The organism is Bacillus cereus group sp. BceL220, assembly GCF_051776965.1.
In the GTDB taxonomy this organism is placed as follows: domain Bacteria; phylum Bacillota; class Bacilli; order Bacillales; family Bacillaceae_G; genus Bacillus_A; species Bacillus_A cereus.
Genome location: NZ_JBPWBC010000035.1, coordinates 1 through 12,147 on the forward strand (window position 1 = coordinate 1; position 12,147 = coordinate 12,147).

The following is a 12,147-nucleotide window of genomic DNA, read 5'->3' on the forward strand; positions in this document are numbered from 1 at the left end:
CTCCAACTGGACTACCTGGCATATTTCCTCTTTCATCAGAAGAGAGGTCCATACGATACAATGGATCTTTCCAAAAACGCATAATAGAATTATTTTTCATTTTAAAACAGCTCCTTTAATTTAATAGAAAAATTAGAGAGATAAAAAAACTCCTCTCTATCAAAACATAATAGGATAGTGGAAAATATAAAATTAAATTATCCATAAATTCCAATTACCTCCTAATACTAAACCTATAATTTGGTAAAATCAATATAAAAATTTAAAATTCTTTATATACTATTTTTTTAGAATTTTCCTCTTGATTAATGTAAATATTTCCATTAATATTGAATCGAACAGTAATTAAATGGAAATGAAGGGAGGATTATAGTGAGTAAAAATGAAGTTAAATCTTTAAGAGATCCAAAAATGCGTACAGAAGATTTTAATAATCCAGTAGGAATTGTAAATGAACAAGAGTTAAAACAAATTGTTGGAGCAGGGGATATAACTCCGCAAACAACAGACGCACTTTCTGCAGTAATTGTTAGTGTATTACCTACACTAAAATGTTCAAGCCAATGTAGAACTGATCTGTAAGTCTACACTAATTCACTTATTTTATTAAGGTATTAATAGGGAAGAACAAAAATTAATAGAAAAGGATGAAAAATGATGAGTAAAAACGAAGTCAAAGCTTTAAGAAACCCAAAAATGCGTACAGAAGATTTTAATAATCCGGTAGGTATTGTAAATGAACAAGAGTTAAGACAAATTGTTGGAGCAGGGGATGTAACGCCACAAGCAACACCAACAGTAACAATATTAGCAACAGCTGCTGGTGGTGCAGTAATTAGTGCTGTATTACCTACGCTAAAATGTTCAAGTAAATGTAGAACTGATCTGTAAGTCTACCTAAATTTACTTATTTTATTAAAGTATTAATAGGGAAGAACAAAAATTAATAGAAAAGGATGAAAAATGATGAGTAAAAACGAAGTCAAAGCTTTAAGAAATCCAAAAATGCGTACAGAAGATTTTAATAATCCGGTAGGTATTGTAAATGAACAAGAGTTAAGACAAATTGTTGGAGCAGGAGATGTAACGCCACAAGCAACACCAACAGTAACAATATTAGCAACAGCTGCTGGTGGTGCAGTAATTAGTGCTGTATTACCTACGCTAAAATGTTCAAGTAAGTGTAGAACTGATCTTTAAATCCGATAAACTTATTATAAGGATAACTTTAGTTATTTATAATGTTAAAGTAAAATAAAATGATATAGTGATATATATTAGTTAATTTCATAATTCTTTTTGTCTATTAAAAAATACCAAAACAATAGTCCTTTAACACTATGTAATAAGGTTAAAGGACTATTTATTGTTAATATTTGAGAATTAAATTCTTCTAAATTGGAGGTACATCTTATGGTTCAAACGATTAATGAAAGTATAGAATTTTATAAAGGAACATATTTAGATGAACGAAATCCTTATGATACAAAACAAGGCCTATCGCATATAAACGAGGTACAAGAATGGCGGGACAAAATAGGAGTTAATAATGAAATATGGAAAAAAAGATTGCATGTTAATAATTTAGTTGAGGAGGATATGCAAAGAATTTTAGCTAATAAAGAAAGCCCCCTACTAAAAGAAGATGCTAAATGGATAAAAAATTTATCTAAAATTGTTCAAACAAAAACAAATAACAACTTAAAAGATAAACAATGGGTTATTACTGAAAAAAATGATTTTTTTCTTGAATTTTATAGACCTTTTATAACTTATGCCTATGAGCATATCTTAAGTGGATTTAACAAACTACATGATATTAAAGAATATATTGAAATTACATCAGTAACTAATTCTATTTTAAAAACACTTCACCAAAAAATTTATAATATTAGTATTCGAACGTTAATCTTTGAATTAAATCTTGCTCGTATTGGAAACAGTTTAAAAGGTAATACTCCTACGGAACGATACAATTATTTCACAAGTACGTTTTTAGCTGAGAACAAAAATAGAATAGAGATTTTTAAAGCTTATCCTGTTTTAGCACGACTCATAATTGAAGAAATTGAAACTTGTATTTCTGTTCACCTTGAAGTTATTAATAGATTTATAAGAGATAAAATTGAAATAGCAAATACCTGCGAAGGCAATTTTAATAGGTTAATCCATATTCATGGTGGAGCTGGCGATACACATCAACAAGGACAAAGTGTAATGATTCTAGAATTTACATCAGGAGATAAGATAGTATATAAGCCTAGGTCATTATCAGTAGATAAACATTTTCAAGAACTTCTTTTATGGATTAATAATAAAAAAAAGACAATCATATTAAAAGAAAATGCAGTGGTTGATAAAAAGAATTATGGATGGCAAGAATTTGTTCAACACCAAGAGTGTGCTAGTTTAAAAGAAGTAAAAAATTTTTATAAACGACAGGGTTCGTATCTTGCAATTTTTTATCTTCTATATTCTAGAGATTTTCATTATGAAAATCTAATTGCACATGGGGAGCACCCTATGTTTATAGATTTAGAAACTTTATTTAGTAATAATATTGAATTAAAAAATACAGATAGCGTATTAGTAGACATGCAACAGGATTTATCTAATTCTGTATTAGGATCAATGATGCTGCCTGTTAAGTTTTCAGACGAACATTTAATTGATTATGACTTAAGTGGTTTAGGTGGAAAAAGTAATCAAGAATCTCAAAAAATTAAGGTGTGGAAAATTGAAAAAGCAAAAACAGATGAAATGTATTTAACACAAGAGTCAATGAATTCAATTGGGAGTGAAAATTTACCTTTTCTTAATGGATTGCCTACTAATGCCTATGATTTTTCTTCTATAATTGAAATAGGGTTTAGGGAAATGTATGATTTGTTTTTAGAAAATAAAGAAGAGTTATTATCATTAAACGGCCCATTATATAAATTTTCAAATGATCATTTCAGGCATGTTGTAAGAGCGACAGAAGCATATAGTAAATTTTTAACGGCTAGTTTACATCCGGATTATTTACAAGATGGTCTAAATAGAGTTCAACTATTTGATTATTTTTGGCAAACCTCCATCCATATCCCAAAATTCATTCCTATAATTCCTAGTGAGTGTAAGGATTTATTACATAATGATGTGCCTTATTTTACATTTAAAGGGAATAGCACCAGCATATTTGATAGTAGAAAAAAAGAAATTAAAAACTTCTTCCCCAAAAATAGTTTACAGCAAGTTCTTGATAGATGTGTAATACTTAGTAAAGAGGATTGTGAGGATCAATTAGAATTAATTAAGCTCTCTCTACAAACTTTAAAGGAAACAAAAAAAAATCCAAGAGAAAAACAATCTAAATTAAACTTAAATACATCTAAAAATAGATTTGAAGATAAACGGTTTCTATCAGAAGCAGAAAAAATAGGAGAATATTTAGTTGAAAAAGCTTTTTGGAATAAAAATAAAACCGAAGCTCACTGGTTTGGTATTAATTGTGACACAAATAATAAATTAAGGCTGTCCCCTTTAGGATTAGATTTATACGATGGTTCTTTAGGAATTACAATTTTTTTAGCACTTTTAGCTGAAGAAACTAAACGTGAAGATTTTAAAAGATTATCAAAAGCTTCACTACAATACGTTGAAAGTGTATTTAGATTACATACGTCTAAAGGGTCTTCAAGTGTTTTTTCTGGGTTTGGATCTATTGTATATTTATTAGCATATTTAGGAATACTCTGGAAAGATAAGAGTGTTTATAATAGAATATATGAATATATATATGATTTCGAAAAATCAATTGAAAATGATAGTAGCTCTGATTTTATAGGTGGTTTAGCAGGTGCACTAATGGTTTGTCTAAGGGTATATTCTGTTGATGGTAATATCATGATTTTGAATTTAGCTAAAAAATGCGGTGAAAGGCTTAATATGCAAATTTCAAAACAAATTCGTGATAAGACATTATGGACAGGTTTTGCTCACGGTGCCTCAGGAATAGCTTGGTCGATGGTGAAATTAGGTAATTTGTTAAATGATGATAGATTTGTACAAATCGGCTTAAATCTTGTTAACTATGAAAATGAATTTTTTGTATATAAAAATAACAATTGGAGAGATTTGAGGAATCCAACAAAAGTAGAACAGCTTCCAGTATATTGGTGTCATGGTGCTCCTGGTATAGGGTTAGGTAGATTGATGATTTTATCATATTATCAAGAAGATAGAATTTCGAATGATTTGGATACTTCTATAAAAAAAACACTAGATGATGGATTCGGCTTTACACACTGCCTTTGCCATGGAGATTTTGGCAATATAGATTTTTTACTTTTAAGTTCTAAATATCTAAATTCTGAAACTCTAGAAAACATGGCAATTTCGTTAGGAAATGCTACTTTAGAAAATGGATTAGAGGAAGGATGGAAATATGGTAATGATACAGAAGTAGAAATGTTAGGATTAATGACAGGAATAGCTGGTATTGGATATGGCTTACTAAGGTTATGGAATTCAAATATTCCTTCTATTTTAGCATTAGAGATTCCTCTTTATACTGATTCATCTGATGAATATCACTTTTTAGATATTTAATTTGTATTAAAAATAGTTATTCCTTATAATAATTAAATCTTATTCCCATATAAAAAAATTATATTCAAGGCATTTGCTATACGTTAAAAAGAGTTTTCTGTTAAATAAGGACTGTTTTGTGTGAAAAGTAGATATTTATTAAAATATTAACTAAAATAATCCCTTTGCAAATTGAAAAAGCGAATAGCTGTTTATAACGTTATAAGCATAATAATCAATCGAGTGTAAACTTTCTTAAAATAGTATATTGAGTCAGGTATACATGTTTAAAATTAATATAATTAGCATTTAACTTTAACTACATTAAAAAATATAATTTAAAATATCAGGTGAGGGAAATAATGAATACGAAAGTATCTTCTAGAAGAAAAGTACCCTTTATCGAACAAGTGCAACAAACCGAGTGTGGAATATGCTGTATAGCAATGATTGCAGCATATTACAAAAGTGCTGTTTCTTTTTATGAGTTACATGAGTATGCTGGTAGCGGAAGAGATGGAACAAATTTATTAGCACTAAAGCAACTCGGTAAACAATTAGGTTTTAATTCAAAATGCTTTAAATCTTCAACGAAGCAATTAGAGAATATTCAATTACCGGCTGTAGTTTTCTGGGAAAATAAACATTATGTTGTTCTAGAAAAAATAACTAAAAAAGGATTTGTTATAGTAGATCCTGCAATGGGTCGTCGAAAATTAAGTTACGATCAATTTAATAATTATTATTCAGGATATGTTATGACCTGTAAACCGACAGAAAAATTTAAAAGACAAAAAGAAAAGAACTTATGGTTTCCTTTGATTAAGACTTTTTTTAAAAATACTAATTTGGTTATTTTTATTATACTTTCATCTTTAATACTTCAAGGTCTAGCGTTAGGTATACCTAATCTTATCCAATTTATTATAGATAAAGTTATTACACCCCAAGAAAAAGAAACCTTAGAACTTTTTTTAATAGGTATTATAATAGTGGTCATGGTACAAGCAATATTTACTTTTATCCGAGGGAGAATTTTAATTAGATTAGAAAATTATCTTGATAAAAGTATGATGCAAGAATTCTTTTATCATGTTTTAAAATTACCATATAAATTTTTTCAACTAAGGTCTTTTGGGGACATATTATTTCGTATAGGTAGTCTTAGAGCTATTCGTGATATGATCTCTTCACAAATTATAAAAAGTATTCTAGATCTAGGTCTGATAATTTTTATATTTGGCTATATGATGTATCAATCAGTAATTTTAACTGGATTAGTTTTGATAATTACAACCTTGAATATATTATTAACCCTAATTAGTAAACCTTTAATTAAAGAAGCAAACCAAAATGAAATTACCAAAAGTACAGTAGTTCAAGGGATTCAAACAGAGACTTTATATGGAATTTTTGGAGTGAAAATGACAGGGATGGAGAATGTTATTTATAAAAGGTGGCTATCTTCCTTTGAAGAATTATTAAAAGCGTACAAACGCAAAGGAAATATATTAAATTATGTTACCACAATAGGGAGTACCTTAGCTGTTTTATCACCTTTAATGGTATTATGGTTGGGTGCACATCAAGTTTTTAGTGGAATACTTACCCTAGGGGGATTAATTTCCTTTTATGCAATAGCTAATCAATTCTTTTCATTAAGTAATTCTATTTTGCAAACATATAACTCCTTTGTAATTACAGGATCATATCTTAAGAGAGTTCGAGATGTATTAGATACCCCCGTGGAATATAATACCACAGACCCAATAAAGTTCGAAAAACTAAAAGGGGAAATTCAATTAAGAAATGTAAGTTTTTCATATACAAAGTATAGTGAAAAATCATTAAACCAAATTAACTTACATATAAAACCTGGACAAAAGGTAGCCTTAGTTGGAAAATCTGGTTCAGGTAAGAGTACTTTGGCTAGAGTGATTTTAGGGCTGCACGAGCCTACAGAAGGATACATACAATATGATGGGCATGATTTAAATAAATATGATAAATCTTCATTAAGGAAGAATATAGGTGTTGTTCCACAAGATGTAACCCTATTTAATCGTACTATCTATGACAATATCTCGTTAAATAATCCTGAAATTAATTCAGAAATGATCGTAAAGGCTGCTAAAATTGCTCAAGTACATGAAGAAATTATTCAAATGCCAATGCAATATAATACTATAGTTTCAGAGATGGGTATGAATATTTCTGGAGGACAGCGTCAGCGTATAGCTTTGGCAAGAGCTTTTGTCTATAATCCTTCTATTTTAGTATTAGATGAAGCTACAAGTTCCTTAGATCATGTAAATGAAGAAAAAATTGATAATTATTTAAGTGAAATCAGATGTACCCGCATCGTTATTTCCCATCGTTTAACAACTATTATGAACTCTGACCTTATAGTTGTAATGGACAATGGAGAGATTATAGAGAGCGGGACACATGATGAATTAATAAATACAGATGGTTACTATTCTCAATTTTTCAATAAATTCAAAGATAGCAATGAAGAAAAATATATCACTTTGCAACCATAAATTTGAAATAGAATACTCATTTAAATTAAAGGCATATATTAGTTATATAAAATTCATACTCTTTTATTGATTTTATATAACTAATTTGGTGTAATTTGGATTTATAAGGGGTGATTAGGTGTTTAAAAAAGAATATTTTAGGATTTATATAATCGCAGCAGTTTTAGGTTCTCTCCTAACTTGTTTTTATTATTATTATTATAAATAGCGAAAGATGATTTATATATTTAATAGGAGTCTTCTTAGTTGAATTTTTTTGTTTTTGATTTTCTTCCTATTAAACAAGGAGTACCCTATCAAATAGATCTTTTTAAGTATCTATTCGATAGGGTACGTTTTATATTAGCGTCTTTCATTTTTTAATTTATAAATTTTACGATACGATAAGGTATCTAAAAGACTATAGTACGCTTTTAGGCATGGGATAAAAATATCGCTTTTAAATAGAGACACATATTAAGATGCATTTAAAGTTATAAAAAAGAAATCAATACTTAATAGAGAATTAACAGCTTTTACGGTATGTTAACAGTACAGTATCCTAAGAACTTATATGAACTGTCGAGATTGAAATGATTACACATCATCATCTTGTAATTTTGTACACCGACGATACCAAAACTGAGCTTTGTTTGTAGTAGTATAAGAACCCCACTGTTTAGATAATTTTAATTATACTAACAATATATATTAAATGATTGTCGTAAAATTCGGACTTATTTAGCGGGGTTTAAATTTTATTATATATTGTTTAATATAAATTAGATTTTGATAATTAAACTAAAATGACTTGGGTATCAAGGACATCTTGAAAAACTAGTTGTTTATCAAGTACTTCTTGAAAATTATTGCATTCAAGTAAATTATTATTTTTCCAAAACAGATGTTCTACATGATCTTCCGGATAATTAGCAAAGATATATTGCATAGTTTTAAAGACAACTTCCAATGCTTCATTACTCTTTACAATTTGTTTATCACTTAAATATTGAGAAATCAAACTTATATATTCTTCAAATCTTTCTTCACTAGATGGGTTCATTTTTACAATGCCAATCTTTTCTACTATATTTATTCCTAAATAACAACAAATTTTTTCTAGATAATTTAAAACGGGTATCTCTCCATTACTATCTGCAGAAGCTAAAACAATACCCGATTTTCCAGCTAAACGCATTACATGACACCATGAACTTAGTCTATCTATAAGTGCTTTCATATCTCCTGAAACATTATGAGAATATACAGGGCTAGCTAGAATAATAAAATCTGCTTCTAGCATTTTTTTCTTTAATACTTCCATATGATCTCCCGGTTTTTTATCAAGATCGCAAATTCCTTTATTAAAACAGTTTTTGCATCCCGTAGAATGATTTATGTTTGTTTTATCAGCAGTAAACAAATCATATTCAATATCATTTATTTTATTTAGTTTATCCAATAAATTTTTAACATATAAAGTTAAACTAGATTTTGGATTTCTGCTACCTATATAAGCGAATACTTTTTTTTTCATAAAAATTCTCCTTTATAAAATTTCGAATATTTTTATATTTTAATTGCTAACTAAACAAAATTTACTATTTTTTCCGTAAAAAGTCAAGTTTTTGGTAATATATGTAGTTTTGGGTGAACATAAGATATTGGTCTTTGTTCCACTTGTTTTTTTATAGATCTCACGATGCGGAAAAGTATTAAAAATTAATGGTTTAGGATATGAAAATCATCAGTATTTAATTTTATAAATCTGTCAAAAAAAATTGATAGTAGTTTGCTAGATAAGGGGTTATTGGTATGGAGAATCTAAGAATTTGTGAACTAGGTAGGGAGTGTCGTCTTTGGAATGTTATTAATTCCAGCGGGTGGGTGCAATAATTTGTGAAATTCTTATGGAAGAAACAGGGGAGATGTTCCCTGGTAAAACAGATTAAGTAAGCTTTCCTGATGCGGGACCAATTTCTACTTCTTTCCCTGATAATTTATCAGGGAAAGAAGTAGAAATATTTTTTACAAAGGAAATTTAATGTTTAAAAAAGAATTGATGTCAATTAATGTTGCAACTATAACTGTAACAGTTACGTTATTTGTGATTAATTAATTTACAGCTAAGTCCTGTTGTAAGTAAAAGTAGCGTCTGTATTTTAGTTTAAAGATAGTGAGCTAAACATCGCTGCTCGTTATAGAAAGTTAAAATTACATTATATTTTTAAGGAGATGTATAGTTTATGGACACCAATTACAACCGTTCAAGGTTATGTTGAAGCATTACAACTAGGGATCATTACAGAACAGGGTGAAAGAGAAAGAACTTTGAATGTAATATATAATAAGATTCGAATCATTGCGGTATTAACTGAAGATATTTTTGAACTGTCTAAATTAGAGCATTCTGATTACCCTTTTGAAGTACATCCAACGGATGTATCTGAGTTTATTCGTGAATTGCTTGTAGAATATTATGATTTATTTCAAGCGAAGCGCTTAATCCTTGAATATCAAATTCCCTCTAAAGAAGTGATTGCTCCAATTAACAACAGATTACTATACCGTGCTATCTCTAACATAATATCTAATGCCCTACAGTATAATACGGCAGGTACGACCGTGTTTGTATCGTTAATTGAGGATGAAAGCAAAGTATATATAAACATTATAGATAATGGAATTGGAATACCTGAGGATATGAAACAAAGTATTTTTGATGCATTTGTTCGAGTAGATGATTCTCGAGAAAATAATGGGGGATCAGGTCTTGGATTAACTATTGCTAAGCATATAGTGGAGAAACATGGAGGGAGCATAAATTTAGATAGTACAAAGAAAAAAACACATTTCTGTATTTCTTTACCTAAATGCAGTGTGTAAGTATCTTATGAAAATTGTTAGTAAGTTAAATGGTTGAATAAAGAGAACCTCACTTAAGTGATTTTCATATTCTGTTAACCACACTAACATCAAGTTCTTTAATTCAATCGTTTCAAATTCGTAAGTGTATTTTTCATTTGGTTTTGCTAACTTGATGTTGGTGTGACGTAACCTTAAAAATTTAAAAAGGTCCCTTAATCATGTTAAAGGGACCTTGCTCACGCAAATGATCTGTAAATCAATTCATCTTTGATAGACAGATCATTTGTATGATAAATCTTATAAATAATTGCTAAATAGTGAATTTACATAAATGCTTTTAGAAGTTCTTGAATTAATGGGATTGCTCCACCTATAAATTTTAAAACTGCCATTGCGATTTCCATATTATTCTCTCCTCCTTTTTCATATTAAGATGTGGTGAATCTTTATAACCTCATTATAGTAAGCGTTTACAATAATAACAATATATTTATGTATGCAATATTGCATATTTATACATTAGGCCTCTATTAGCCATTTTTTAATGTTACCATAGCAAGGTGAGAGTCTATAAGGCTTCTCCTTAATAGGAGGAAATATGGAAAGAGTGCAAGCGATTTACAGTAATCAAAAATTTAAGAGTTGGGTTAAACAAGTATTAGCTGTAGGAGGAGTAATAGGGTGCTGCTATTTGGTGTTATATGTTTTCTGTTTCTTAGTTATCATGTAAATATTATACAACTAAACTAGTAGAGTCTTGCCGAGAGAGGTAAGGCTCTTTTATTGTAGTAGCTGAAGATGGGCAAACAATATACAATATTTTTTAGGGTTGTCAGATTACTTTGTACGGTGCCTTGTTTCTCTATATTCTAGAACACTAACTCCTATTATTGAGAGTTAATAGGCTTCTATTTAAAGTTTCCATTTTATATACCATAATCCTTATATTACTACGTAAATATAATACAGTAATAATGATTTAAAAGCAAGAATTTTAGTAGCGGTACGTTAACACATCCATCAACTTAAGAGATTTCTTCAGGTAAGATAATAAGTAATCTATCAAAAGCTCCTTTACACAATATATTTATATTGATGTAAATATTATGCATTTTTGTAAAAGACATTCATTGACACTTGTGTATATAAGTAACTATACTCGTTACATCAAATTGAATGCGTATTAATACGATTTCATTCTTATTACAAACATGTAAATATAAAAATAGAAAATCTCAATTTGATAAATACAATGGTAGAGGTGTTTATTTTAATGAAGCACAAATTAATTGCAACAGGTATCCTTGCAGGAGCTATATTATCCTATTCTTCAAATATTTTAGCAGATACTCATAAATTCCCTGATGTTCCTACATGGGCTGATAAATCTGTTAATTATTTAGTGGATAAACAGGTATTGAATGGTTATCCAGATGGAACTTTTGGCTCAAATGACTCATTAGACAGAGCTTCGGCTACAAAAATTATGACAAAAGTTTTAGGGATACAAATTGATCCTAATGCAAAACCATCTTTTACAGATTCACAAAACCACTGGGCTACTCCTTATATTGCTGCTGCTGAAAAAGCTGGTATTGTTAAAGGGGAAGGTAATGGAATCTTTAATCCATCCGGAAAAGTAACTCGTGCTGCTATGGCTACGATGCTAGTAAATGCATATAAACTACAAAGCACAGCAAATCATAACGAGCAGGTTAGATTTGAAGATTTAAAAGGGCATTGGGGAGAAAAATATGCCAATATTTTAATAGATTTAAAAATTTCTAATGGCACCGAGAACGGTTGGCAACCAAATAGATTTATAACACGTGCTGAAGCTGCTCAACTTACTGCAAAAACAGATATGTTACAACAAAATTTAAACGATGAAAAAGAGGTTATTACTGCTACCTCATATGAAGATTTAAATTTAACAGTGGCTTCGAAAATTACAGCTCAAGAGATTGATAGTTTTATTGCAAAATATCATTCGGATAGTCCTTTAGTTGGCCATGGGCAAGATTTTATCAATGCGCAAAATCAATATGGCGTGAGTGCTCATTATTTAGCAGCGCATGCGATTTTAGAATCTGGATACGGAAAATCAGAAATCGCATATCAAAAACATAATCTATTCGGTCTACGTGCATATGATGGAGATCCGTTTAAATATGCGAAATATTTA

Annotated in this window: 8 protein-coding genes and 2 pseudogenes; 7 read left to right on the top strand and 3 right to left on the bottom strand. The window is 29.2% G+C overall.

Going from position 1 to position 12,147, the window contains the following annotated elements; translation table 11 throughout:
* Positions 1–100: mersacidin/lichenicidin family type 2 lantibiotic (locus ACS2FK_RS30160; RefSeq protein WP_438899966.1), on the bottom strand; the 100-nt coding region annotated here is incomplete at its 3' end.
* A gap of 272 nt (positions 101–372) precedes the next feature.
* Between ACS2FK_RS30160 and ACS2FK_RS30165 the strand changes: the two genes are divergently transcribed.
* The 5 genes from ACS2FK_RS30165 (at position 373) to ACS2FK_RS30185 (ending at position 7,115) form a co-directional block, all read left to right on the top strand.
* A complete protein-coding gene (locus ACS2FK_RS30165) occupies positions 373–582 on the top strand; it encodes a class II lanthipeptide, LchA2/BrtA2 family (RefSeq protein WP_063549731.1) in 210 nt (69 codons plus the stop codon).
* Between the two features lie 75 nt (positions 583–657).
* Positions 658–891, top strand: a complete 234-nt coding sequence (locus ACS2FK_RS30170) for a class II lanthipeptide, LchA2/BrtA2 family (RefSeq protein WP_063549733.1) — start codon at positions 658–660, stop codon at positions 889–891.
* Between the two features lie 75 nt (positions 892–966).
* Positions 967–1,200, top strand: a complete 234-nt coding sequence (locus ACS2FK_RS30175; RefSeq protein WP_063549733.1) for a class II lanthipeptide, LchA2/BrtA2 family — start codon at positions 967–969, stop codon at positions 1,198–1,200.
* A 213-nt stretch (positions 1,201–1,413) separates the two neighbouring features.
* A complete protein-coding gene (locus tag ACS2FK_RS30180) occupies positions 1,414–4,593 on the top strand; it encodes a type 2 lanthipeptide synthetase LanM family protein (protein ID WP_063549735.1) in 3,180 nt (1,059 codons plus the stop codon).
* 341 nt (positions 4,594–4,934) lie between these two features.
* Positions 4,935–7,115, top strand: a complete 2,181-nt coding sequence (locus tag ACS2FK_RS30185) for a peptidase domain-containing ABC transporter (protein ID WP_063549737.1) — start codon at positions 4,935–4,937, stop codon at positions 7,113–7,115.
* Positions 7,116–7,890: 775 nt separating this feature from the next.
* Here the strand turns inward: ACS2FK_RS30185 and ACS2FK_RS30190 are convergent.
* Complete coding sequence (locus ACS2FK_RS30190; RefSeq protein ID WP_063549739.1) at positions 7,891–8,631, bottom strand: flavodoxin family protein; 741 nt, start codon at positions 8,629–8,631, stop codon at positions 7,891–7,893.
* Positions 8,632–9,338: 707 nt separating this feature from the next.
* Here ACS2FK_RS30190 and ACS2FK_RS30195 point away from each other — a divergent pair.
* Positions 9,339–9,980, top strand: a pseudogene (locus tag ACS2FK_RS30195) (sensor histidine kinase); the annotation flags it as partial.
* A gap of 305 nt (positions 9,981–10,285) precedes the next feature.
* On the opposite strand, the pseudogene ACS2FK_RS30200 reads toward ACS2FK_RS30195, so the two are convergent.
* A pseudogene (locus ACS2FK_RS30200) lies at positions 10,286–10,472 on the bottom strand (hypothetical protein).
* A 763-nt stretch (positions 10,473–11,235) separates the two neighbouring features.
* Between ACS2FK_RS30200 and ACS2FK_RS30205 the strand changes: the two are divergent.
* On the top strand, positions 11,236–12,147 hold a 912-nt coding region (locus tag ACS2FK_RS30205), incomplete at its 3' end, for an S-layer homology domain-containing protein (RefSeq protein WP_438899965.1).